Origin of the sequence: Corynebacterium sp. J010B-136, assembly GCF_002967075.1 — a bacterium.
Lineage (GTDB): Bacteria > Actinomycetota > Actinomycetes > Mycobacteriales > Mycobacteriaceae > Corynebacterium.
The window spans coordinates 329,425-352,332 of sequence record NZ_PUGE01000002.1; the positions used below are offsets into that span (position 1 = coordinate 329,425).

Below are 22,908 nucleotides of genomic sequence, written 5' to 3' on the forward strand. Positions count from 1 at the left end.
TAGCTGACTGATTGACTGCTCGCTATTTAGTCGAGTGTGCAACATATCTACCAGCGCTGATGAAGCGTAGAAAACAGTCACATCACCTGATGATTGGTCCCTGACTTGTACTGTCACTTTTTGGGCCTCACATGGGGAATGAAGAAACTTTCGCCGTAAGATTATTGTTTCAGGCGAGAATATAAATAGCTTAAAGTACCGTAACGGCCTGCTTGAAAATGGCGCAGTTCAGCGAAGCTGTACACATACTGTCGCAGGCTATGAAAGGACATCCGTGAGCGATACGGACATCAACTCCGCACAGGATTTGGCCTCCCTAAAGCTAACTGAGCTGCGCACAATTGCTGCTCAGAAGGGTTTGCGTGGAGTTTCAGGTTTGCGTAAAGGTGACTTGATTACCGCAATTGTTTCCGGCCAAGTGCCGGGCAAGGCAGAGCCTGCTGCCAAGAAGACATCGGCTAAGGCTGCACCTCAAGCTGATGCACCAGCTGCAAAGAACGAGGACAGCGCTGCGGACAAGAAGCAGTCTGCCCCTAGCGACGCTGCTGGGGAAGACAAGCCAAAGTCGGGCGCCCGTCGTGCACGTCGCGTCGTGCGTTCGAATAGTTCAGCACGTGCTGAAGATGGTGCACAGGATTCTGCACAGGCTGAGAAGGTTGCAGCTTCTGCATCAAGCGCTAGCGAAGATGCCGACAAGGCCGATACTTCTGTTTCCAATGAGGGGGAAGACAGCGAAGAACACCGCTATGAATCCCGCTCCCAGGCTCGTCGAGCACGTCGTCACCGCGCCCGTCGCAATGATCAATCCGGTTCAGATGAGAACCAGGCATCGACAAGCGTTAGCGCATCTGATGACCGGCCAGATTCTGGCTCCGAGCGCAACGACAACCGCCGTAATGCACGCGATAACAACGAAGAGAGCGACTCTTCGCAGGATAATCGTGGCGATAATTCCAATAACCGCCAGCGCGGGGGCCGCAACAATAACCGCCGCAATGACCGCAACGACAACCGTGCTGATAATCGCGGCGAAAACCGCGGTGGCGACAACCGCGGTAGCGATAACCGCAACGGCAATGGCGACCATGATGGCGATAATCGCGGTGACAACCGCAATGGTGATAGCCGTGGCAACGACAACCGCGATAACAATCGTGGTGGTCGCAATAGCAACCAGGATGATGACAACGGACGTCGTGGACGTCGCGGTCGTCGCAACCGTCGCAACCGCGGGGGCAATGACAGCCATGGTGGCCAAAACAGCAATGACATGCAGGTTCGTGATGGTGACGAGCTGCAGGCTGTTGGCGGCATCCTAGAGGTTGTAGACCACAACGTTGCTTTCCTTCGTACCACCGGTTACCGCGCGATGAGCAGCGACGTCTTTGTTAACAGCAACCTGGTGCGCCGTTTGGGTCTGCGCTCCGGTGATGCTGTGACTGGCCAGGTCAAGGTTGGCGGTGCGACCCACTCGCATGGCAACGGCCGCAACCGCCGTAAGTACAACCAGTTGGTTCGCGTTGACACGGTCAATGGTCTCGAGCCAGAGCAGGCGAAGAGCCGCCCGCAGTTTTCTAAGCTCACCCCGCTGTACCCGAACCAGCGTTTGCGCTTGGAAACCACGCCAAATGTGTTGACCACTCGTGTTATCGACTTGATCATGCCTATTGGTAAGGGTCAGCGTGCGCTGATTGTTTCGCCTCCTAAGGCTGGTAAGACCACCATTTTGCAAAATATTGCAAATGCTATCGCTACCAACAACCCAGAGTGCTACTTGATGGTTGTGTTGGTTGATGAGCGACCTGAGGAAGTCACCGATATGCAGCGTTCGGTCAAGGGAGAAGTTATTGCTTCGACCTTCGACCGTCCACCATCAGAGCACACCGCTGTGGCGGAGCTGGCGATTGAGCGCGCAAAGCGCCTGGTAGAGCAGGGCAAGGATGTTGTGGTTCTGCTGGACTCGATTACTCGTTTGGGTCGTGCCTACAACAACTCTTCACCAGCATCGGGACGTATTTTGTCCGGTGGTGTGGACTCGAATGCGCTGTACCCACCAAAGCGTTTCTTGGGTGCAGCACGCAACATCGAAGATGGCGGTTCTTTGACCATTATTGCCACCGCGATGGTGGAAACCGGTTCTACCGGTGACAATGTCATCTTCGAAGAATTCAAGGGCACCGGCAACGCGGAGCTGAAGCTGGATCGCTCTATTTCTGAGCGTCGCGTCTTCCCAGCGGTTGACGTCAACCCATCGGGTACCCGTAAAGACGAGCTTCTGCTGGTTCCAGATGAACTGCGCATCATGACTAAGCTGCGTCGTATCCTGTCTGGTTTGGATTCCCACCAGGCTATTGACCTGCTGATTAAGCAGCTCAAGAAGACCAAGTCCAACGCTGAGTTCCTCATGGGTATTGCAACTTCTGCTCCTATGACGGCAAGCCTTGAAGAGGAGGATTACTCCTAATGGCCAATGAAGTTTCACTGGTAGATGACATCGTCTCTGAATACCAAGGTATTGAGATGCAGATGGCAGACCCAGAGGTTGCCTCTGATCAGACGCAGTTTCGTAAGCTGTCGAAGCGTTATGCCGAATTGCGCCCCATCATCGTGGTGCACACTGAGCTGTCGCAGGCGAAAGACGATCTCGCAGATGCCAAAGAAATGGCGTATGAAGATCATGACTTCCAGGAAGAGGCACAGCGTCTAGAAGGCGTTGTTCTCGAGCTGGAGGAGCAGCTTGCAGACTTGCTGGCTCCACGTGATGAGCATGATTCCGAAGACATCATCATGGAAATTAAAGCGGGTGCCGGCGGCGAGGAAGCAGCGCTGTTCGCGGCTGACCTTGCGCGCATGTATGAACGTTATGCAGACAAGTCTGGCTTTAGCTGGGAAGTTATCGGCATTAACGAATCTGATCTCGGTGGCGTTAAGGACATGACCATTACGTTCAAGTCCAAGACCCCATCGCGCGATGGTGCGTGGTCTGTGTTCAAGTTTGAAGGCGGCGTGCACCGCGTTCAGCGCGTGCCAGTCACCGAGTCGCAGGGACGTATTCAGACCTCAGCAGCAGGTGTGCTGGTCTACCCAGAACCAGATGAGGTCGCAGAAGTCCACATCGATGAAAAAGATATTCGCGTCGATGTGTACCGCTCTTCCGGTAAGGGTGGGCAGGGCGTTAACACCACGGACTCCGCGGTGCGTCTAACCCACTTGCCAACAGGTCTGGTTGTGACTTGTCAGCGTGAGCGTTCACAGATTCAGAACAAGGCTCGTGCAATGCAGGTTCTGCAGGCTCGTCTTGAGCAGATGGAACGTGAACAGCGTGAGGCAGAAGCTGGTGAGCAGCGTGCTTCGCAGGTGCGCACCATGGACCGCTCTGAGCGAATCCGCACCTATAACTGGCCAGAAAACCGTATTACCGATCACCGCATTGGGTACAAGGCAAATAACTTGGACTCCGTCCTTGACGGCGATATGGGTAGCTTGATTGAGGCTTTGCAGGCGCAAGAGCGTGCTGAGCGCATGGAATCTGAAGGCTAGTTGTCAATGAGCCAGAAGGCTACGTATGAAAAGGCGCTTCGCATTGCCGCGGAGCGCCTTCGCGCTTCGGGAATAGATTCCGTAATGTGGGACGCCCGCATGTTGCTTGCGCACGTGCTGAAGGTCGGTCACATGGATATTCCTTTGCAGAAGGAAACCGGTGATTTGGAAGAGTTTGACGCTCTTATTGCCCGTCGTGCGCAGCGTGAACCTTTGCAGCACATAATAGGTACAGCGCCTTTCGGGCCCTTGGACCTAGAGGTTGGTGAGGGCGTGTTCATCCCACGGCCGGAGACAGAAATGCTGGCTGATTGGGCAGTGAACCATTTACGCCGGCATCATCGACGCGGAGTGCAGCCTGCACCAGTTGTAGTGGATTTGTGCACGGGTTCGGGGGCTTTGGCAGCTTATATCGCGCACTATCGCCCGGATGCGCGCATTGTCGCAGTAGAGCTTTCCGATGCAACCCTGCCCTTTACCTCACGTAATCTCGTGGGCACTTCCGTGGAGATCAAACAAGCAGATGTCACAAGCGAAAAGCTTGTAGAGGTCCTTTCTGATCTGGTGGGCAAAGTCGATCTTCTAGTGTCTAATCCGCCTTATGTTCCTGAAGATCCGAACCTTGCCCCGGAAGTGTATTTTGATCCCCATGATGCGGTTTTTTCCGGCGATGATGGCATGGACACGATTAAGGCGATGCTGCCAAACGTTCTGGCGTTACTCAAGCCCGGTGGGGTAGTGGGTATTGAACATGATGATTCCACTTCCAACGCTGTGCAAGAGGCAGCGCGTGAGGTGGGCCTAGTCAATGTTTCACCCTTGAAGGACTTAGGCGGGACCGCGCGTTTTGTGTTGGCCCAGGCACCGGGTGGAGGATAGCGGAACAAGACTCGGCACAAGAGCCTGCGCCAATATATGGCAGTAGTACTATGAGAAGCCTAAATACCCCTTAGACCATCGATACACTAAGCAACACTTTTCAAAAGTGGGGAGCAAACACATGCAAGGAAAGATTTACGATTGCTCAGACGAGCAGCAACGCGCTGAAGGGATTGCGCTGGCAGCACGAGCCGCGAAGTCTGGCCAGCTGATCGTCACCCCAACCGATACTGTTTATGGGCTTGGCTGCGATGCTTTCGACAATAACGCTGTTGCCAATCTCTTAGCAGCGAAGCACCGTGGGCCTGATATGCCAGTGCCAGTCTTGATTGGTTCCTGGGACACAGCCAAAGGGTTAGTACAGACTTTTACTGACCAGATGCAGCTCATCACCGAAGCATTCTGGCCAGGAGGATTGTCCATCGTCGTTCCGCAGGCGCCTTCATTGCCATGGAATTTGGGAGATACCCGCGGCACCGTGATGTTGCGTATGCCATTGCATCCCATTGCTATTGAACTGCTTCGCGAGGTCGGCCCGATGGCTGTTTCTTCGGCGAATATTTCCGGCCAGGCACCGGCTACGACAGCAATTGCTGCTAAGCAACAATTAGGCAAGAGTGTCTCGGTGTACCTTGATGGCGGGGAAGCACCAATTGGTGAACCTTCCACCATTATCGATCTTTCCGGCCCATGGCCATATCTTCTGCGCGAAGGCGCGCTGTCAGCTGAACGCATCGGCGAGGTTATTGGTGTGGATGCGCAGCGCTTGCGCACCCGACCTGGAGCGCAGTAATTCATGACTGGTTCTGGCGTGCCGTTGCGGGAACTAGGACTGGTGATCCTAGTTGCCGCAGTGCTGACTTTTCTTGTGACCGGAATCGTTCGTTCCGTCCTCGTGCGCACTGGCAAAGTCGCTGAGATTCGTTTGCGCGATAGCCACTCGCAGCCCACACCGCAGCTCGGTGGCGTCGCGATGTTCGTGGGCTTTATGGCGGCCATCTTCCTAGCCTCGCAATTGCCTGCGCTCACACGCGGGTTTATGCCTGTGACTCCGGAAATATCTGCCGTTATCTGGAGTGCTGTAGCGATTGTCATCGTCGGAGTCATAGACGATCTCTATGAGCTCAGCGCGTGGATAAAGCTGGTTGGCCAGATTGTCGCAGCGGCACTATTGAGCATTTTGGGATTGTCTTGGACTATCCTCTTTATTCCTTTTGACGGTGGAACCACCGTCTTATTGGACCAATTCCAGTCTTCAATCTTGACTACATTCGTCACGGTGCTGCTCATCAACGCTATCAACTTCGTTGATGGACTCGATGGCCTAGCAGCGGGTCTGGGACTTATCGCCGGTGGTGCCATCTTAATCTTCTCGCTCACGGTTCTCTATGACCAGGGTGGGGCAGTATCGGCGTATCCACCGGCCATTATCTCCGCAGCACTAGTGGGCATGTGTATTGGCTTTTTGCCACATAACTTTGAACCTTCGCGCATCTTCATGGGCGACTCAGGCGCGATGCTCATCGGACTGCTTCTGGCCGCCGCCTCGACCTCGGCTTCGGGCAAGATTACGCAGTCGCTGTATGGAACCGCAGACGTTGTGGCTTTGGTCAGCCCCTTCATCGTTGTCTGTGCAGCTGTCTTCGTCCCTGTCCTAGATCTCGTATGGGCAGTAGTTCGCCGTGTCTCCCAAGGTAAATCTCCCTTTGCTGCAGATAAGGCGCACATCCACCACCGGCTGTTGTCTTTAGGCCATACGCACCGCCGCACAGTATTGGTGCTCTATTTGTGGGTCTCGGCTGTTGCCTTTGGCGCAGTTAGTTACTCGATTGTTCCGCCGCTAATCGCAACTATCGCAACAATTTTGGCGCTGGTGGTTGCAAGTGGCGTGACACTAATTCCGTTGCGTCGCGGGAAAATTGACTTCCCAGCCAAGCGTTGACGCACACAAGCTTTTCGATGATAACCCGCGCCACAAGCGCTACTTCAAGGGTTCAGATTTTCCTTATGTCTGTAGTAGAGTGTCCCAGCGTGAGTGATTCTTTAAATGGCGATGGCGCCAGCACCAGTAGTTTTGATGACCCGCGCGTGCCACTGCAGCGCGCCCTGCGGCTGGGCTCCATTGCGCTAGCCATAATCACCGTTTTATCCCTGGCCATCTGGGGTGGAGTTCGTGGTCTACCTGGAATCTGGGGAGTAGTCATTGGCGCTGCTATTGGCGGTGGCTTCGTTCTGATTACGGCAGCACTTGTGCTGTTTACTGCAAAGTCTGCGCCGTCTACCACCATGGCTGTCGTCCTCGGTGGATGGCTACTCAAGGTTGTACTCTTGATTGTGGTCCTGATGATCATTCGGGACCTGGAATTTTATGACACCATGGCTATGTTCATCACGGTTGTCTTGGCGATGATTGCGGTACTCGGTACCGAGGTCTGGGGAATCATCACCTCCCGCGTGACTTATATTTCTTAATTGCTAGTAGCGACACAATGCTCGCCGGGGCGTCGTAGGTTGCGAAAAAAGGGGAGTGCATCTTTAGGGATGTGCTCCCTTTTGTGATTGCTAAACGGGTGGAGTGATGGGGTGTAGGGAAATAGGCAAAACAGAATTTTGATTTCTTTGAATTCCCTGGTCGAGACATGGCGTGTGACATAAAGCATAGAACGGCAAAGGGGTGACGTATAGCGAAAAAATGCCTTTAACGTGCACCTAAGGGCAATTGCAAGGGGTGAAAGTAGGTAATGTTATCGGGGGTAACTCAAGGGGGTAAAAGGCTGTGAAACGGCTAGCCAAAAAATAACTGTGATCAACCTTACTAATGCCTGTAAACCGGGGTTGGGCTGGGAATATAGGCTAATCTAGGGGGAGCAATCGCAGGGTTGACTCAAACCTCGGAAGTTCGGATGACTGCAGATCGAAATAAGCCGCAAGGAGCTGATATTATTTCCTCCGGGTTACCGCGGAAGCGGCATTAGTAAGATTCGTGTCCTGCGAAAAATTTATGCCGTATCCCATTTACGGTGATTCCCTGTTACAGCTTCGCTGATGTGCGACGGAGTCCGTAGCTGTGACAGAGAGTTTGAGACGTCCATCGCACCGTACGACGCCGACAATCGTACGGCCCGAACACGGGAGAGAACGCTGAGCGTTACAACATTGGCCATGAAGGGTAGCTTCCACGCGCCCGAACTGGACCCAGAATTTTTCCCGGGGCAATATTACGGCGACATCCTGTTCGACGATGTGTTGGGCGGATGGTTCGCACTTGATCGCATCATGCTGGTTCGTCTGTTGATGACCGCCATCTTGGTGCTTTTATTTATTGCAGCATTTAGGAACCCAAAGCTGGTTCCTAAGGGACTACAGAACGTCGCAGAATACGCGTTAGATTTCGTCCGAATTCACATTGCTGAGGACATCCTGGGCAAGAAGGAGGGTCGTCGCTTCCTACCGTTGCTGGCGGCTATCTTCTTCGGCACCCTTTTCTGGAACGTCTCCACGATTATTCCGGCACTGAATATCTCCGCAAACGCTCGTATTGGCATGCCTATTGTCTTGGCTGGCGCAGCGTATATCGCAATGATTTACGCAGGCACCAAGCGCTATGGCTTCGGTAAGTACGTCAAGTCGTCGTTGGTTATTCCTAACCTTCCACCGGCTTTGCACTTGCTAGTTGTTCCAATTGAGTTTTTCTCGACCTTCATCTTGCGTCCCGTCACTCTGGCAATTCGTCTTATGGCGAACTTCCTTGCCGGCCACATCATTTTGGTTTTGCTGTACTCTGCCACGAACTTCTTCTTCTGGCAGCTCAACGGCTGGACCGCGATGTCCGGTGTGACCCTGCTCGCAGCGGTTCTGTTTACGGTCTACGAGATCATCATCATCTTCCTGCAGGCATACATCTTTGCTCTGCTGACGGCGGTGTACATCGAGTTGTCACTTCACGCAGACTCGCACTAAGGCGCGAACTAAACGGCCTTGTAATAACCCCACTTTAAGACCAACTCCAACTTCGCTGGAATAAACGAAAAGCGAAGATTTTTCGAAAGGGAACGACTTTCATGAACGACATCATCTTGGCTCAGGCAACCGAGACCTCCTTCGATGGCCTTCAGTCCATCGGCTACGGCCTTGCAACCATCGGCCCTGGCTTGGGTATTGGTATCCTCGTCGGCAAGACCGTTGAGGGCATGGCACGTCAGCCTGAGATGGCTGGCCAGCTGCGTACCACCATGTTCCTGGGTATCGCCTTCGTTGAGGCTCTTGCACTTATTGGCCTGGTTGCAGGCTTCCTGTTCTAAAAAGCGCGCGTTTAAAACCAAACCACCGTTTTTAAGACTGGAGACTTATGAACAACGTCTTTTACTATCTTGCAGCGGAAGGAGAGTCCCTCCCACTGGAAGGCGGCAACTCTCTTCTGCTTCCCAAGAGCTATGACATCGTCTGGTCTCTGATCCCGTTCTTAATCATCCTTATTGTCTTCGCGATGTTTGTCATTCCGAAGTTCCAGGAACTGTTGCAAGAGCGTGAAGACCGGATTGAGGGCGGCATCAAGCGCGCTGAAGCCCAACAGGCAGAAGCAAAGGCCGCACTTGAGAAGTACAACGCACAGCTAGCTGACGCTCGCGCAGAAGCAGCTGAAATCCGTGAGCAGGCGCGTGAGCGCGGCAAGCAGATTGAAGCAGAAGCAAAGACCCAGGCAGAGGAAGAAGCACGCCGTATCGTCGCAGGTGGCGAAAAGCAGCTTGAAGCTTCCCGCGCACAGGTAGTTGCTGAACTGCGTTCCGATATCGGACAGAACTCCATCAACTTGGCTGAGAAGCTGCTCGGCGGTGAACTCTCTGAGTCCACCAAGCAGTCTTCAACCATTGATAACTTCCTGTCCGAGCTCGACTCTGTGGCATCGGCCGGAAAGTAGGCAACTATGAAGGCAGCTAGCCGCGAATCGCTCGCATCCGCTACCGAGTCGCTGGATTCTAATCTGGCAGCTCAAGCAGGTGTAGCAGTGTCCACCATGACCGGCATGGAACTGTTCGAGGTTTCCCAGGTACTGGGTGATGACCGCGAACTCCGTGGAGCAATCATTGATGAATCTGCTTCCACTGAATCCCGCAAGAAGCTCGTTAATGATCTCTTCGGTGCGAAAGTTTCTCCTGCTACCTTGCAGGTTCTGGAACAGATTGCATCGTCTAAGTGGTCGAGCGCCCGCGAGATGGTTTCCGGACTGGTCGCTCTTTCACGTCGTGCTTTGATGCGCGGCGCAGAAAGTGAAGGACAACTAGGACAGGTCGAAGATGAACTCTTCCGTTTGTCCCGGATCCTGGACCGCGAAGGCGAACTCACCCAGCTGCTTTCTGACCGAGCTGCAGAACCTGCGCGCAAGCGCAAGTTGCTGGCAGATGTGCTTTACGGAAAGGTCACCAAATTCACTGAGGCGCTTGCGCTGCAGGTGATTGACCGCCCTGAGCACAATCCCATTGATGACATTGCGAATCTGGCGGCTGAAGCAGCACAGCTTCAGGGACGCACTGTTGCGCACGTTGTTAGTGCGGGTGAACTCAATGAAGGCCAGCAGGCAGTACTCGCCGAGAAGCTGGGCAAGATTTATGGTCGTGCGATGTCCATCCACTCTGAGGTTGACACCAGCCTCCTCGGTGGTATGACAATCCGCGTAGGCGATGAAGTTATTGACGGTTCTACCGCAGGCAAGATTGAGCGCCTGCGTACCGCTTTGAAGTAGTCAACTACAACGACAGAATTGATTTAAGTAAGTGCTGGACGAATCTACCGAGAGTAGGAAGAACATGGCGGAGCTGACGATCTCCTCCGATGAGATCCGTAGCGCGATAGCGAACTACACCTCGAGCTACTCCGCGGAGGCCTCCCGTGAGGAGGTCGGCGTGGTCATTTCGGCAGCTGACGGTATTGCACAGGTTTCTGGGCTACCTTCAGTTATGGCGAATGAGCTGCTCGAGTTCCCTGGCGGCGTAATCGGCGTCGCACAAAACCTTGAAACCAACTCCATTGGCGTTGTTATTCTTGGTAACTACGAGTCCCTTAAAGAAGGCGACCAAGTTAAGCGAACTGGCGAAGTTCTCTCCATCCCAGTGGGTGAAGAGTTCCTCGGCCGCGTAATTAACCCATTGGGTCAGGCAATTGACGGCCTGGGCCCAATCGCTGGCGAAGAGGACCGCGTCCTCGAGCTGCAGGCACCTTCCGTGCTGCAGCGTCAGCCAGTTGAAGAGCCAATGCAGACCGGCATCAAGGCTATTGATGCTATGACCCCAATCGGTCGCGGTCAGCGTCAGCTCATCATTGGTGACCGTAAGACTGGTAAGACCGCAGTCTGCATCGACACCATCCTTAACCAGAAGGCTAACTGGGAATCCGGCGACAAGAACAAGCAAGTTCGTTGTATCTACGTCGCTATTGGTCAGAAGGGCTCCACCATCGCTGGTGTCCGCAAGACCCTCGAAGAGCAGGGCGCTCTGGAGTACACCACCATCGTGGCAGCTCCTGCTTCTGACTCCGCAGGCTTCAAGTGGTTGGCACCATTCTCCGGTGCTGCTCTTGGTCAGCACTGGATGTACCAGGGCAACCACGTCCTGGTCATCTACGATGACTTGACCAAGCAGGCTGAGGCTTACCGTGCGATTTCCCTGTTGCTGCGTCGCCCACCGGGCCGCGAAGCTTACCCAGGTGACGTCTTCTACTTGCACTCCCGTCTGCTGGAGCGTGCTGCGAAGCTCTCCGACGATTTGGGTGCAGGTTCCTTGACCGCACTGCCAATCATTGAAACCAAGGCGAATGACGTTTCTGCGTTCATTCCAACTAACGTTATTTCCATTACCGACGGCCAGGTCTTCCTGGAGTCCGACCTGTTCAACCAGGGCGTCCGTCCGGCAATTAACGTCGGTGTCTCGGTTTCCCGTGTTGGTGGCGCTGCTCAGACCAAGGGTATGAAGAAGGTTGCAGGTAACCTGCGTCTTGACCTCGCTTCCTACCGTGATCTGCAGGGCTTTGCTGCGTTTGCTTCTGACTTGGACCCAGTGTCCAAGGCTCAGCTTGAGCGCGGTGAGCGTCTGGTTGAGATCCTGAAGCAGTCTGAGTCTTCTCCTCAGGCAGTCGAGTACCAGATGGTTTCCATCTTCTTGGCTGAAGAAGGCGTCTTCGACGTCGTTCCTGTTGAAGATGTTCGTCGCTTTGAGGCTGATGTTCAGGAATACCTGCAGCAGAACACCCCAGAGGTTTACGAGCAGATTGCCGGCGGTAAGGCATTTACCGACGAGTCCAAGGAAGCCCTGTTGGCTGCAGCTAAGGACTTCACTCCTTCCTTCCGCACCACCGAAGGCCACAACTTGGGCACTGAAGCTCCAGTTGATCCTTTGGCTGAAGAAGAAGTCAAGAAGACTGAAGTCACCGTCTCCCGTAAGTCGGCTAAGTAAAGACCTCCGGGTACTTACTCACACTGACTGAATAGAAATTTAGAAGGGAGGAGCGAAACAACATGGCAAATCTTCGCGAATTGCGCGACCGTATCCGGTCCGTAAACTCGACTAAGAAGATCACCAAGGCGCAGGAGCTGATTGCAACTTCTCGCATTACCAAGGCGCAAGCCAAGGTTGATGCAGCAGCACCGTATGCACACGAGATGTCGAACATGATGGACCGTCTTGCATCGGCTAGCTCGTTGGAGCACCCAATGCTGCGCCACCGTGAAAACGGCAAAGTTGCAGCCGTACTCGTGGTCTCTTCTGACCGCGGTATGTGTGGTGGCTACAACAACAACGTCTTTAAGAAGGCTGCTGAGCTCGAAGGACTCCTTCGCGGTCAAGGCTTTGACGTTGTCCGCTACGTAACCGGTAGCAAGGGCGTCGGCTACTACAACTTCCGTGAAAAGGAAGTTGTGGGCGCGTGGACTGGCTTTTCTCAGGATCCGTCCTGGGAAAGCACTCACGACGTTCGTCACCACTTGGTTGACGGCTTCATTGCTGGCTCCGAAGGTACAACTCCAGCCCGTCAGGGCGTGAACACTGAAGACCAAACGGTACGTGGTTTCGACCAGGTACACGTTGTCTACACCGAGTTTGAATCCATGCTGGTTCAGACTCCACGTGCTCACCAGTTGTTGCCGATTGAACCGGTAATTAAAGAAGAGGAACTTCACCTGGGCGACTCGGCGCTAGAAGACACCCCTGATGCTCAGGGTCTGTCTGCTGACTACGAGTTCGAGCCGGATGCAGATACTTTGCTCTCGGCACTTCTGCCGCAGTACGTATCACGTATCCTTTTCTCGATGTTCTTGGAGGCTTCGGCTTCTGAGTCCGCAGCTCGTCGAACTGCAATGAAGGCTGCTACTGACAATGCTAATGACTTGGTAACCGACTTGTCTCGTGTTGCTAACCAGGCTCGTCAGGCGCAGATTACCCAGGAAATCACAGAAATCGTCGGTGGCGCTGGCGCGCTCGCCGAAAGCGCAGAAAGTGACTAGATTATGACTACAGCTCTGCATGAGCAGAACACACAGGAGTCGGCAATTGCCGGCCGTGTGGTGCGTGTCATCGGTCCGGTCGTCGACGTGGAGTTCCCGCGTGGCGGACTACCGGCACTGTATAATGCACTGACCGTCGAGATTAACCTCGAGTCTGTTGCACGCACCATTACCCTTGAGGTTGCACAGCACCTCGGCGACAACCTGGTTCGTACCGTTTCGATGGCACCTACCGATGGTCTTGTTCGCGGTGCGGCAGTAACCGATACCAAGGCACCAATCTCCGTGCCAGTTGGCGATGTTGTTAAGGGCCACGTCTTTAACGCATTGGGCGACTGCTTGGATGAGCCAGGTCTGGGCCGCGATGGCGAGCAGTGGGGCATCCACCGCGAGCCACCAGCATTCGACCAGCTCGAAGGCAAGACCGAGATCCTCGAAACCGGCATTAAGGTCATCGATCTTTTGACCCCATACGTCAAGGGCGGCAAGATTGGCCTCTTCGGCGGTGCGGGTGTTGGTAAGACCGTTTTGATTCAGGAAATGATTACTCGTATCGCACGCGAGTTCTCTGGTACCTCCGTGTTCGCTGGTGTTGGCGAGCGTACCCGTGAGGGCACCGACCTGTTCTTGGAAATGGAAGAAATGGGCGTGCTGCAGGACACCGCCCTCGTGTTCGGCCAGATGGACGAACCACCAGGAGTTCGTATGCGCGTAGCTCTGTCCGGTCTGACCATGGCGGAGTACTTCCGCGATGTTCAGAACCAGGACGTGCTGCTGTTCATCGATAACATCTTCCGTTTCACCCAGGCTGGTTCTGAGGTTTCGACCCTTCTGGGCCGTATGCCTTCCGCTGTGGGCTACCAGCCAACCTTGGCTGATGAGATGGGTGTTCTCCAGGAGCGCATTACCTCTACTAAGGGTAAGTCGATTACCTCTCTGCAGGCCGTTTACGTTCCTGCCGATGACTACACCGACCCAGCTCCAGCGACCACCTTCGCTCACTTGGATGCAACCACCGAGCTTGACCGTGCAATTGCTTCCAAGGGTATCTACCCAGCAGTGAACCCACTGTCGTCGACTTCTCGTATTCTCGAGCCAAGCATCGTCGGTGAGCGTCACTACGCTGTTGCTCAGCGCGTGATCAACATTTTGCAGAAGAACAAGGAACTGCAGGATATTATCGCGATTCTGGGTATGGACGAGCTGTCCGAAGAGGACAAGATCACCGTTCAGCGCGCACGTCGCATTGAGCGTTTCTTGGGCCAGAACTTCTTCGTCGCAGAGAAGTTCACCGGCCTGCCAGGCTCTTACGTCCCACTGGTAGATACCATCGATGCTTTCGAGCGCATTTGCAACGGCGAATTCGACCACTACCCTGAGCAGGCCTTCAACGGCTTGGGTGGCTTGGACGATGTCGAAGCAGCGTACAAGAAGCTGACTGAGAAGTAGGGAGAGGCACATGGCTGACATCACCGTGGAACTGATTTCTGTCGAGCGCATGCTGTGGTCTGGAAAGGCCACCATCATTTCCGCAGAAACCACCGAGGGTGAGATCGGCGTGCTTCCGGGTCACGAACCATTGCTTGGCCAACTGGCTGAAAATGGTGTCGTCACCTTCCGTCCTGTCGACGGTGACCGCAAGGTCGCCGCTGTACAGGGTGGCTTCCTCTCCGTATCCACCGAGAAGATCACCGTCTTGGCGGACTGGGCAGTTTGGGCAGATGAGGTTAATGAATCTCAGGCTCAAGAAGATGCCTTGTCTTCCGATGAATTGGTTTCTTCTCGTGGACAGGCAGCGCTTCGCGCCTTGGCTCGTTCCCGCGAAAGCTAATCCTTTTAAAGACTCGTTCTTTCTAAAGGTTGCTTAAGCACCGAGGATTCGGAGATTTAGGGCAGCAATGACCGCCCTTCCTCTCTCATAAAGAACCCGCAGTAATAATTGCTGCGGGTTCTTTTTTGCCGTTTTAACCAGCTTGTGTGCGACGACTATCGCTGTAGCCCGAGCCGGAACTACAGCAGGGGTCTGGGGGAGGTAGTCAACCAAACGATTTATTGTGACTCTATGCAGGCACTCTGTAGACTATTCAACAACTTGAGATTGATTGAACCGCTTCTAGGCAGTTTGGTTGAGGCAGTTCAGATAAGGTGTTCTGCCTCGCCCGTGCCATGAGTGGTTGTGACGGAGAAGGGAAGAGCGGGACTGATGAGCGTGGTTTCGGTAATCCTTTGGTTGCTCGCCATTATTGCCATACTATGTATTTTCTTCGCAGCGATGCGCTTTTTCACCTTGCGGTCACGCGGTGCTTCAGTGTTGATGCGCAAGCTCCCGGCCAAGGGCTACCACGGCTGGCGCCATGGTGTGCTGCGCTACAAGGGAGACACTGTAGATTTCTACAAGCTTCGCTCCGTGTGGCCAATGGCCGATCACTCATTTAGTCGCCTCGACATCGAGTTGCTGGATTCTCGTCCTGCAACTGATGGCGAGGCTGCTTTCATTTCCAAGGACTATTTGATCTTTTGCTTCAGCGCAGCTGGCAAGGGCTATGAGCTCGCGTGTACGCAGCACGCCATGATGGCCTTTGGCGCGTGGGTGGAAGCCTCGCCATCGCAGCGTAAGGAACAGATTGATTTTCGTCGTTTGCGCGAGCGTGCAACGCGTCCGCGGGGCAGCAATATGCCCTACGATCCATCGACATGGTCAAGCTATAACGGTAAGTAATTAAGGTACTAATCCTCCCACGAATTCTTTTCTGCGCGCGGCTAGTTTTTGTTCGCGCGCTTAAACGCTTAATGTAGTGGGCATGCGTTTAGTCATCGCCCGTTGTTCCGTCGACTATGTCGGCCGTTTGGATGCCCACCTTCCCATGGCAGATCGTCTGCTGTTGCTCAAGGCCGATGGTTCGGTTTCGGTGCACGCGGACGATAGGGCCTATAAGCCCTTGAACTGGATGACGCCACCGTGCACCTTAGAAGAATCAGAGATTAAAGATATCGATGGTGAGCCCACGGGGGAGTATCTGTGGCTGGTGGAAAATAAAAAGGGTGACCAGCTGCGCATCACCATTGAAGAGATCCACCAAGATATCCAAGCTGAGCTCGGTGAAGACCCAGGCTTGGTCAAAGATGGCGTGGAAGCCCATTTGCAGGAGCTCTTAGCTGAGCACATCACCACTTTGGGCAAGGGCTACACCTTGGTGCGCAGGGAGTATCCAACAGCCATTGGTCCCGTGGATTTGATGGCGCAGGATGCCTCGAAGGGATATGTAGCCGTTGAGATTAAGCGTCGCGGTGAAATTGATGGTGTAGAGCAGCTGACTCGCTATCTCGAATTGCTCAACCGCGATGACCTTCTAGCACCTGTGCAAGGTGTCTTCGCTGCCCAGGAGATTAAGCCACAGGCACGTACCTTGGCCGAAGATCGAGGCATTCGCTGCGTAATTTTGGACTATCAAGAACTGCGCGGTATTGAATCCAACGAACTTCGTCTATTCTAATCCGGCGAATGCTAAGGGACTAAAAGCTTATGGGTCGCAAAAGTCGTCGGGGGAAAGGTTCCTCCCGTCATGCACGTGCGCAGCAGACACCGCGTGCATTGCCGCGTGATGCAGCTGCCTTCTTTGGCGCTGAGACCGTTGAGGGACCTTCGTGGGACTTTGGCCGCCCTTATACTTTGCGTCGTGTGGGAGCAGCCGGCGCGCAGAAAAACTATGTTTGTCCAGGCTGCAATGGCACTATTTTCGCCGGCATGGCGCACATCGTGGCATGGCCCCAGGAAGGTGGCGGGCGTGTAGAAGAACGCCGACACTGGCATACTCGGTGTTGGGAACGGCGCTAGGCTTTCCCCTAAAGCGTGGGGAGGGACTGCAGTGTCTACAGTGTCCACTGTTACATGGGGCTCATGGTGGCTACACACCGCGACCTACGGCGGAATTGCCGTGTTATTAAGCGGGGTAGTGCTTCTAGCGGTGATATTTTTCTCGCCATATGCGCTATCGATGACTACCCAGCCGACATCCGCAACGCTGCGCCCGCCCCGACCACGGCGCAGAAACGCTCCGGCTTAATAAGCGGAATCATCTTCATTGTGGTCATATTCTTATCGCTCACCAGCGTGGTCTGGTTGTGGGCGGCGGACAACCCAGATGCGAGCTTTGTTGAGCTGGCGTTAATGGCAGGGGCACTGAGCGTCATGTTTGCGCTTTTTGACCTTGTCATCATCGATTGGCTAGTGATTTGTACCTGGTCACCTCAACAACTCATGCTGCCAGGTACGGAAGAATGCGCCGGTTGGAAAGACTATGGCTTCCACGTTAAAGAGCAGTTGCAGCCCAAGGCGCTATTCGTGCTTTTTGCCGCAAGCCTGGTGATGGGCTTCGTAGTGTGGTGGTTGGCTTAAACCACCTGCGTTCACACCGCTCTTTCAATCCCACGTAGATTGCCGCGAGCGGTAGAGTAGAAGCCATGATTGTTGCATTTTCTGTAGCTCCTACAAGCACCCCATCCGCTGATGCTGAGATGTCCGAGGCCGTCGCGGAGGCAGTTCGCGTAGTACGCGCATCGGGTCTTCCACATGAAACTAACGCCATGTTCACGCTCATTGAAGGTGAGTGGGATGAAGTCTTTGGCGTCATTAAACAAGCAACTGCTGCAGTTGAAGCTGTCTCCCCGCGGGTGTCTTTGGTGATCAAGGCGGATATTCGCCCGGGCTACACAGACCGGATTCGCGGCAAAGTTGAGGCCATTGACCGTCACCTCGGTCCAGATTCTGCACAGTAAAATTTAGCGACTTTTAAAGAGGTATTTTTCATATGACAAATCCGCAGTCCGGCTTTGTGGGTGGAGCCTTAGATTTAAGCCAGGTGAAGGCCCAAGCCGAAGCCCGCGAAGCTGCCAAGAATCAAGCCCAGTCCCAAGGACAAGGTGGGGGAATTGCCCCATTTTTTGAGGTCACAGACGCCAATTTTGAAAATGATGTGGTGCGCCGTTCCACGCAGGTGCCGGTTATTGCGATTATCGGCACCCAGCGCTCGCCCGCGTCGGAGCAACTCAAGGCAGATTTTCAAGAACTTGCTCACGCGGGTGGCTTAAAGTTTCTTGTCGGATACATTGACGCCGATACTTTCCCGCAGATTGCACAGGTCTTTGGCGTGCAGCAGCTGCCAACCGTGGTTGCCATTGGTGCGGGCCAGCCGTTGACGAACTTCGAGGGGGCACAGCCCAAAGAGGCTTTGCAGCAGTGGGTTGATGCCCTAGTCGAGCAGATTGGGCCGAAGCTCAAAGGCCTTGAGGCCCAAGATATGCCGCAGGAGGAAGAGCCGCAGCCAGCAGAAGACCCCCGCCTAGCGGAGGCCGAAAGCATGCTCAACAGCGGGGACTTTGACGGGGCACTCGGTGTGTATGACTCCATCCTCGCGCAGGAGCCAGATAACGCTGATATCAAGCAGGCGCGCAATACCACGATGTTGCTCAAGCGCTTGGACCCAGCCAATCGCACCACGGATCCGATTGCGGATGCGCAGCAGGCACCGGAGGACATCGATAAGCAATTTGCTGCTGCCGATGCCGAGATCGTTGCGGGCAATCCTGAGGCAGCTTTTGATCGCCTTATTGCGTTGATTGCCGGCAACGTCGGCGGAGAAAAGACCAAGGTACGCGATCGGTTGCTGGAGCTTTTTGCGCTTTTCGACGCCGCCGATCCGCGCGTTCTCACCGCCCGCACGAAGCTCGCTAGTTCCTTGTATTAGAGAGCACGCTGTCGCTTCTCGTACAAGTACGCGCTATCGTTTCTCGTACAAGTACGCGCTACTGCACGTACTTGTACCACTGCACGGAGTTAGCTGGAATGTGCAGCTGCAGGTTGTTATCACAGGATGTGAGGTTGCGGGCAAGCTCATTGCCGGCGCCTTCATAGACCGCGTCGTCCGTGTTTAAGATTAACTCCCACTCGCCGTCGAAGGGCACCCACATGCCATAGGCAGGCTGTGAGGTGCCGGCGAAGTTGCACACCGCCAAGATGGTGGAGCCATCTGCGCCGTAGCGTACGTAGCCGAGGATGGAGTTGTTGCCATCGTCAGCCTTGACCCATTGGAAGCCATCTTGGGTGAAATCCTGAGACCACAGTGCCGGGTGGGCTTTGTAGGTGTGGTTGAGGTCGCGAACAAGGCGCTTAATACCGTGGTGGTATTCATGGCCCCAGCCGTCCAAATTGGACCAGTCTACGGAATAGGCTTCGGCCCATTCGGTGGTCTGGCCAAATTCGCAGCCCATGAACATTAGTTTCTTGCCGGGGTGGCTAAACATATAACCAAACAGCGCGCGCACGCCAGCGGCCTTGTTCCAGTCATCGCCGGGCATCCGGGTCCACAATGTGCCCTTGCCGTGGACGACCTCATCGTGGCTAAAGGGCAGCATGTAGCGCTCTGAATAGGCATAGACCATGGAAAAGGTCAGCTCATTGTGGTGGTAGCTGCGATGGATGTGGTCATGGCGGAAATATTCCAAGGTGTCATTCATCCAGCCCATATTCCACTTCAAATTAAAGCCCAGGCCGTCGCTGTCGGTGGGGTTGGTAACTCCGGGCCAGGAAGTGGATTCTTCAGCGATTGTCAGCACGCCGGGGTGGCGGCGGTGCAAGGTGGCGTTGGTTTCTTGTAAAAACTGCACCGCTTCGAGGTTTTCGCGGCCGCCATGGACATTGGGGATCCAATCATCGCGGGAGTAGTCCAAATACAGCATGGAGGCGACTGCGTCGACGCGCAGGCCATCGACGTGGAATTCTTCTGCCCAGTACAAGGCATTGGCGACGAGGAAGTTGCGAACTTCATTACGACCAAAGTCAAAGACATAGGTGCCCCAGTCCTGTTGCTCGCCGCGGCGCGGGTCAGGGTGCTCGTAGCAGGCTTGCCCGTCGAAGCGGCCGAGGGAGAAGGAGTCTTTGGGAAAGTGTGCTGGCACCCAGTCGACGATGACGCCGATGCCGGCGTTGTGTAAAGCATCGATAAGCGAGCGAAGCTCATCCGGGTTGCCCCAGCGTGCACTCGGTGCATAGTAGCTCGATACTTGATAGCCCCAGGAGCCACCGAAGGGGTGCTCCGCCACGGGCATGAGCTCCACGTGGGTAAAGCCGTGCTCCAAAAGATAAGGAATGAGCTCTTTTTCTAGGGTTGCGTAGTTGGAGCCTTGCTTCCAGGAGCCGACGTGGACTTCATACACGCTCATTGGGACGTTCAAGTCCGAGTTACGCGATTGGAGCCACTGCTCGTCATTCCACTGGTAGGAAGACTCTTCAATGATAGAGGCTGTCTCCGGTGGCGCCAGGGTCTTGCGCGCCATCGGGTCTGCTTTATCAATGCGGTGGCCGTCCTTGGTCTGGATGGCGAACTTATACCGCTCGCCCGCGCCAATGCCGGGGATAAAGACTTCCCAAATGCCTGTCGAACCCAAAGAACGCATGGGGTATTGCGCAGCATTCCAGCCGCAGAAATCACCTACGACAGAAACACCTTCGGCATTGGGAGCCCACACGGCAAAAGCTGTGCCGGTAATGGAGCCGAGCTCAGAGTCGAAGGTCTTGATATTGGCACCAAGTACATCCCACAGGCGCTCATGACGCCCCTCGGAAATTAGGTGCAAGTCCAAAGAACCCAAAGTCGGCAGGAATCGGTAGCCATCGGCAACATCGCGCGGGGGCTGGGCCGGGTAGGTAATGCGCAGACGGTAATCTTCATTGTCTTTTAACTCGGCGAAGAAAATATCATCGCCAAGGTTGCGCATCGCTATGACATCGGTGGCGGTTACAAGTTCCACGCGCTGTGCCCCAGGGCGGCGAGTATGCACTGTGCCGTCGTGCCAGCCGTAGAGGCCATGTGGATTGTAGTGGCGGCACTGGTTTAAAAGATGCAGATCATCTGCGGGAATGCTCATGGTTTAACGCTACCTTGGAAAATGAAAATATGGGGCGGGATTAGGGACGGTAATCAGTGACATGGCGATACGCCAGTGCTTCTCGATGCTCCTGTGGCACCCGAGGCAGCAAGAAGATATGGGCGACATCGCGCAGTGGTTCAAGGCGTACGAAGTTTCGCCTCGACCACTCGTAGCTATTGCCCGAGATAAGATCATCGACTTGGTAGGACGCAGTTGGACTCTTACCTTCGGCATTGAGTCCAACTGCGTCGTAGTTAATAGTGACGGTGGCTTCTTGGGCATTGCGCGGATCGAGGTTGATGACCACCAAGATGACATTGCCGGTGGTGGCATCAGCCTTGGAATAGGCCATGACATTGGCGTTATCGACGTCGTGGAAATGCAGGTTGCGCAATTGCTGCAAGGCAGGGTTGTTGCGGCGCAGCATATTCAAGTGCCGGATGAAGCTTTCCAGCGAATCTCCGGAATTAACGGCTCCCTGGAAATCGCGCGGGCGCAGTTCATATTTTTCCGAGTTGAGGTATTCTTCGCTGCCTGGTTTGACCGGCACGTGTTCGTAGAGCTCATAGCCGGAGTACACACCCCACAGCGGCGAGAGGGTCGACGCTAGCACGGCGCGGATGGCAAACATCGCGCGACCGCCGGTTTGCAAAGACTCGTGCAAAATATCCGGGGTGTTGACAAAGAGGTTGGGGCGGCAGATATCTGCTTGCAGCGCGTGCTCCGTAGCGAACTCTGTGAGTTCTTCCTTGGTGGTCTTCCACGTGAAGTAGGTATAAGACTGAGAGAAGCCATTTTTAGCTAAACCGTACAAACGCGCGGGGCGGGTAAAAGCTTCGGCGAGAAAGATGACGCCGGGGTGGCTCGCGTGGACTTTAGTGATAAGCCACGACCAGAAATTCGTGGGCTTAGTGTGCGGGTTATCCACGCGGAAGGTGCTAACGCCAGCTTCGACCCACAGCATGACCACGCGATAGATTTCTTCATAAACCAAATCCGGTGCGTTATCGAAGTTGATGGGATAGATATCCTGGTACTTCTTCGGCGGATTCTCTGCATAGGCGATGGTGCCATCGGCTAAGACAGTGAAAAACTCCGGATGAGTTGTCGCCCACGGGTGATCGGGGGAGGCTTGCAGCGCTAAATCGAGTGCCACTTCAAGACCCAGTTGATTTGCGCGTTCAACAAGTGCTGTGAAATCTTCCATGGTGCCCAGCTCTGGGTGCGTGGCCGTGTGATCTTGAATGGCCCATGGTGATCCCACATCATCAGCTTCTGGGGTCAAGGTGTTATTTTTACCCTTGCGGTGTACTTGTCCGATGGGGTGGATCGGAGGGAAGTACACAGTGTCAAAGCCCATCGCAGCTACACGCTCGAGTGCTTTGGCAGTGGTGGCAAATGTGCCATGCACGGGTTTGCCGTTGTCATCCCAGCCACCGGTGGAGCGCGGGAAAAGCTCATACCAGGAATTAAATAATGCCTGGGGGCGCTCCACACGTACCTGCTGCGTTGGCCCTTCGGTCAGCAGCTCGCGAAAAGGGTGGTGCCACAAGATCTCGCGGACTTCATCGGAAAGCGCTAATTCCACACGCTCTTCGAGACTCGCCGTGCGGTCATCGAGTGCTACACCCGCTTTCAACAAGGTGCGTCCCTTATCGCCGTCAAGCTCGAGCCCGGCGCGCGCGTAGAGATTGGAGCCGTGGGCCAAGTCATTGGCTAATTCTTCAGCGTCTTGGCCAGCAGCGAGTTTCTTTTCGACGGCATCGCGCCAGGTTGATATCGGGTCTGACCAGGCGTCAACGCGGAAGTACCAAGTGCCTTCGGTGCCGGGGGTGAAAATGCCGTGCACACGGTCGGGAACAAAGCGATCTACGGTCATCGTGGAGGTAGCTACCGTGTCAGGATCCCTATCGGACCACACATTTAAAGTGGCGGCGATGGCAGCGTGGCCCTCGCGCCACACCAAAGCGGTAACGGGTACTACTTCACCCACAACTGCTTTGACGGCTAAGTTTCCATTATCTATCCGCGGGCGGACGTCATCTATCCCAAGGCGCTGAGTCATGATTGCT

General features: G+C 54.6%; 22 protein-coding genes. 20 read left to right on the plus strand and 2 right to left on the minus strand.

Annotation, left to right across the window (positions count from 1 at the left end):
* The first annotated feature begins 274 nt into the window (after positions 1-274).
* The 20 genes from rho to C5Y44_RS04960 all read left to right on the plus strand — a co-directional run bounded on the left by rho (position 275) and on the right by C5Y44_RS04960 (position 18,654).
* A complete protein-coding gene (gene rho, locus C5Y44_RS04865) occupies positions 275-2,464 on the plus strand; it encodes a transcription termination factor Rho (protein ID WP_105323915.1) in 2,190 nt (729 codons plus the stop codon).
* Complete coding sequence (prfA, locus tag C5Y44_RS04870) at positions 2,464-3,540, plus strand: peptide chain release factor 1 (protein ID WP_075723028.1); 1,077 nt, start codon at positions 2,464-2,466, stop codon at positions 3,538-3,540. Before rho ends, prfA begins: the two co-directional genes overlap by 1 nt.
* A 6-nt stretch (positions 3,541-3,546) precedes the next feature.
* A complete protein-coding gene (gene prmC, locus C5Y44_RS04875; protein WP_105323916.1) occupies positions 3,547-4,419 on the plus strand; it encodes a peptide chain release factor N(5)-glutamine methyltransferase in 873 nt (290 codons plus the stop codon).
* A 121-nt stretch (positions 4,420-4,540) separates the two neighbouring features.
* On the plus strand, positions 4,541-5,212 hold the full coding sequence (locus C5Y44_RS04880) for an L-threonylcarbamoyladenylate synthase (protein ID WP_066837155.1): 672 nt from the start codon (positions 4,541-4,543) through the stop codon (positions 5,210-5,212).
* 3 nt (positions 5,213-5,215) lie between these two features.
* Positions 5,216-6,361 (plus strand): glycosyltransferase family 4 protein, encoded by a 1,146-nt coding sequence (locus C5Y44_RS04885; protein WP_105323917.1) that lies wholly within the window; start codon positions 5,216-5,218, stop codon positions 6,359-6,361.
* 65 nt (positions 6,362-6,426) lie between these two features.
* On the plus strand, positions 6,427-6,891 hold the full coding sequence (locus C5Y44_RS04890; RefSeq protein WP_199185981.1) for a hypothetical protein: 465 nt from the start codon (positions 6,427-6,429) through the stop codon (positions 6,889-6,891).
* Positions 6,892-7,581: 690 nt separating this feature from the next.
* Positions 7,582-8,379: a F0F1 ATP synthase subunit A gene (gene atpB, locus C5Y44_RS04895; RefSeq protein WP_066837152.1), complete on the plus strand. Its 798-nt coding sequence runs from the start codon at positions 7,582-7,584 to the stop codon at positions 8,377-8,379.
* Between the two features lie 101 nt (positions 8,380-8,480).
* Positions 8,481-8,720, plus strand: coding sequence for an ATP synthase F0 subunit C (locus C5Y44_RS04900; protein WP_066794699.1), 240 nt, complete (start codon positions 8,481-8,483; stop codon positions 8,718-8,720).
* A gap of 47 nt (positions 8,721-8,767) precedes the next feature.
* Positions 8,768-9,337: a F0F1 ATP synthase subunit B gene (locus tag C5Y44_RS04905; RefSeq protein ID WP_066837150.1), complete on the plus strand. Its 570-nt coding sequence runs from the start codon at positions 8,768-8,770 to the stop codon at positions 9,335-9,337.
* A gap of 6 nt (positions 9,338-9,343) precedes the next feature.
* A complete protein-coding gene (locus C5Y44_RS04910) occupies positions 9,344-10,159 on the plus strand; it encodes a F0F1 ATP synthase subunit delta (RefSeq protein WP_066837148.1) in 816 nt (271 codons plus the stop codon).
* A gap of 64 nt (positions 10,160-10,223) precedes the next feature.
* The gene (atpA, locus tag C5Y44_RS04915; RefSeq protein WP_066794690.1) at positions 10,224-11,864 is read left to right on the plus strand and encodes a F0F1 ATP synthase subunit alpha; all 1,641 of its coding nucleotides are present in this window, start codon (positions 10,224-10,226) and stop codon (positions 11,862-11,864) included.
* Positions 11,865-11,926: 62 nt separating this feature from the next.
* On the plus strand, positions 11,927-12,910 hold the full coding sequence (locus tag C5Y44_RS04920) for a F0F1 ATP synthase subunit gamma (RefSeq protein ID WP_105323919.1): 984 nt from the start codon (positions 11,927-11,929) through the stop codon (positions 12,908-12,910).
* A gap of 3 nt (positions 12,911-12,913) precedes the next feature.
* Entirely contained in the window at positions 12,914-14,359 is a 1,446-nt protein-coding gene (gene atpD, locus C5Y44_RS04925) for a F0F1 ATP synthase subunit beta (RefSeq protein WP_105323920.1), read from the plus strand.
* Between the two features lie 10 nt (positions 14,360-14,369).
* Positions 14,370-14,741 carry a F0F1 ATP synthase subunit epsilon gene (locus tag C5Y44_RS04930; protein ID WP_105323921.1) on the plus strand — a complete coding sequence of 124 codons (372 nt, stop codon included), beginning with the start codon at positions 14,370-14,372 and terminating at the stop codon, positions 14,739-14,741.
* Positions 14,742-15,113: 372 nt separating this feature from the next.
* The gene (locus tag C5Y44_RS04935; protein WP_066794679.1) at positions 15,114-15,629 is read left to right on the plus strand and encodes a DUF2550 domain-containing protein; all 516 of its coding nucleotides are present in this window, start codon (positions 15,114-15,116) and stop codon (positions 15,627-15,629) included.
* A gap of 82 nt (positions 15,630-15,711) precedes the next feature.
* On the plus strand, positions 15,712-16,404 hold the full coding sequence (gene nucS, locus C5Y44_RS04940; RefSeq protein ID WP_066794676.1) for an endonuclease NucS: 693 nt from the start codon (positions 15,712-15,714) through the stop codon (positions 16,402-16,404).
* 29 nt (positions 16,405-16,433) lie between these two features.
* Entirely contained in the window at positions 16,434-16,745 is a 312-nt protein-coding gene (locus C5Y44_RS04945) for a hypothetical protein (protein ID WP_105323922.1), read from the plus strand.
* Between the two features lie 63 nt (positions 16,746-16,808).
* Positions 16,809-17,306: a hypothetical protein gene (locus C5Y44_RS04950; RefSeq protein WP_105323923.1), complete on the plus strand. Its 498-nt coding sequence runs from the start codon at positions 16,809-16,811 to the stop codon at positions 17,304-17,306.
* 65 nt (positions 17,307-17,371) lie between these two features.
* The gene (locus tag C5Y44_RS04955; RefSeq protein ID WP_066794667.1) at positions 17,372-17,686 is read left to right on the plus strand and encodes a thiamine-binding protein; all 315 of its coding nucleotides are present in this window, start codon (positions 17,372-17,374) and stop codon (positions 17,684-17,686) included.
* 32 nt (positions 17,687-17,718) lie between these two features.
* The gene (locus C5Y44_RS04960) at positions 17,719-18,654 is read left to right on the plus strand and encodes a tetratricopeptide repeat protein (RefSeq protein WP_105323924.1); all 936 of its coding nucleotides are present in this window, start codon (positions 17,719-17,721) and stop codon (positions 18,652-18,654) included.
* 58 nt (positions 18,655-18,712) lie between these two features.
* Here the strand turns inward: C5Y44_RS04960 and glgB are convergent, their stop codons facing one another.
* Together glgB and C5Y44_RS04970 are read right to left on the minus strand one after the other, a co-directional pair.
* Positions 18,713-20,833, minus strand: coding sequence for a 1,4-alpha-glucan branching protein GlgB (gene glgB / locus C5Y44_RS04965; protein WP_105323925.1), 2,121 nt, complete (start codon positions 20,831-20,833; stop codon positions 18,713-18,715).
* 40 nt (positions 20,834-20,873) lie between these two features.
* Positions 20,874-22,901 carry a maltotransferase domain-containing protein gene (locus C5Y44_RS04970; protein ID WP_105323926.1) on the minus strand — a complete coding sequence of 676 codons (2,028 nt, stop codon included), beginning with the start codon at positions 22,899-22,901 and terminating at the stop codon, positions 20,874-20,876.
* Between the last annotated feature and the right edge of the window lie 7 nt (positions 22,902-22,908).

What these genes read in the sequence shown, in the direction of transcription:
- prfA (WP_075723028.1), top strand. Translation starts at nt 2,464, where the DNA reads ATGGCCAATGAAGTTTCACTGGTAGATGACATCGTCTCTGAATACCAA.
- prmC (WP_105323916.1), top strand. Translation starts at nt 3,547, where the DNA reads ATGAGCCAGAAGGCTACGTATGAAAAGGCGCTTCGCATTGCCGCGGAG.
- C5Y44_RS04880 (WP_066837155.1), top strand. Translation starts at nt 4,541, where the DNA reads ATGCAAGGAAAGATTTACGATTGCTCAGACGAGCAGCAACGCGCTGAA.
- C5Y44_RS04885 (WP_105323917.1), top strand. Translation starts at nt 5,216, where the DNA reads ATGACTGGTTCTGGCGTGCCGTTGCGGGAACTAGGACTGGTGATCCTA.
- C5Y44_RS04890 (WP_199185981.1), top strand. Translation starts at nt 6,427, where the DNA reads ATGTCTGTAGTAGAGTGTCCCAGCGTGAGTGATTCTTTAAATGGCGAT.
- atpB (WP_066837152.1), top strand. Translation starts at nt 7,582, where the DNA reads ATGAAGGGTAGCTTCCACGCGCCCGAACTGGACCCAGAATTTTTCCCG.
- C5Y44_RS04900 (WP_066794699.1), top strand. Translation starts at nt 8,481, where the DNA reads ATGAACGACATCATCTTGGCTCAGGCAACCGAGACCTCCTTCGATGGC.
- C5Y44_RS04905 (WP_066837150.1), top strand. Translation starts at nt 8,768, where the DNA reads ATGAACAACGTCTTTTACTATCTTGCAGCGGAAGGAGAGTCCCTCCCA.
- C5Y44_RS04910 (WP_066837148.1), top strand. Translation starts at nt 9,344, where the DNA reads ATGAAGGCAGCTAGCCGCGAATCGCTCGCATCCGCTACCGAGTCGCTG.
- atpA (WP_066794690.1), top strand. Translation starts at nt 10,224, where the DNA reads ATGGCGGAGCTGACGATCTCCTCCGATGAGATCCGTAGCGCGATAGCG.
- C5Y44_RS04920 (WP_105323919.1), top strand. Translation starts at nt 11,927, where the DNA reads ATGGCAAATCTTCGCGAATTGCGCGACCGTATCCGGTCCGTAAACTCG.
- atpD (WP_105323920.1), top strand. Translation starts at nt 12,914, where the DNA reads ATGACTACAGCTCTGCATGAGCAGAACACACAGGAGTCGGCAATTGCC.
- C5Y44_RS04930 (WP_105323921.1), top strand. Translation starts at nt 14,370, where the DNA reads ATGGCTGACATCACCGTGGAACTGATTTCTGTCGAGCGCATGCTGTGG.
- C5Y44_RS04935 (WP_066794679.1), top strand. Translation starts at nt 15,114, where the DNA reads ATGAGCGTGGTTTCGGTAATCCTTTGGTTGCTCGCCATTATTGCCATA.
- nucS (WP_066794676.1), top strand. Translation starts at nt 15,712, where the DNA reads ATGCGTTTAGTCATCGCCCGTTGTTCCGTCGACTATGTCGGCCGTTTG.
- C5Y44_RS04945 (WP_105323922.1), top strand. Translation starts at nt 16,434, where the DNA reads ATGGGTCGCAAAAGTCGTCGGGGGAAAGGTTCCTCCCGTCATGCACGT.
- C5Y44_RS04950 (WP_105323923.1), top strand. Translation starts at nt 16,809, where the DNA reads ATGGTGGCTACACACCGCGACCTACGGCGGAATTGCCGTGTTATTAAG.
- C5Y44_RS04955 (WP_066794667.1), top strand. Translation starts at nt 17,372, where the DNA reads ATGATTGTTGCATTTTCTGTAGCTCCTACAAGCACCCCATCCGCTGAT.
- C5Y44_RS04960 (WP_105323924.1), top strand. Translation starts at nt 17,719, where the DNA reads ATGACAAATCCGCAGTCCGGCTTTGTGGGTGGAGCCTTAGATTTAAGC.
- glgB (WP_105323925.1), bottom strand. Translation starts at nt 20,833, where the DNA reads ATGAGCATTCCCGCAGATGATCTGCATCTTTTAAACCAGTGCCGCCAC.
- C5Y44_RS04970 (WP_105323926.1), bottom strand. Translation starts at nt 22,901, where the DNA reads ATGACTCAGCGCCTTGGGATAGATGACGTCCGCCCGCGGATAGATAAT.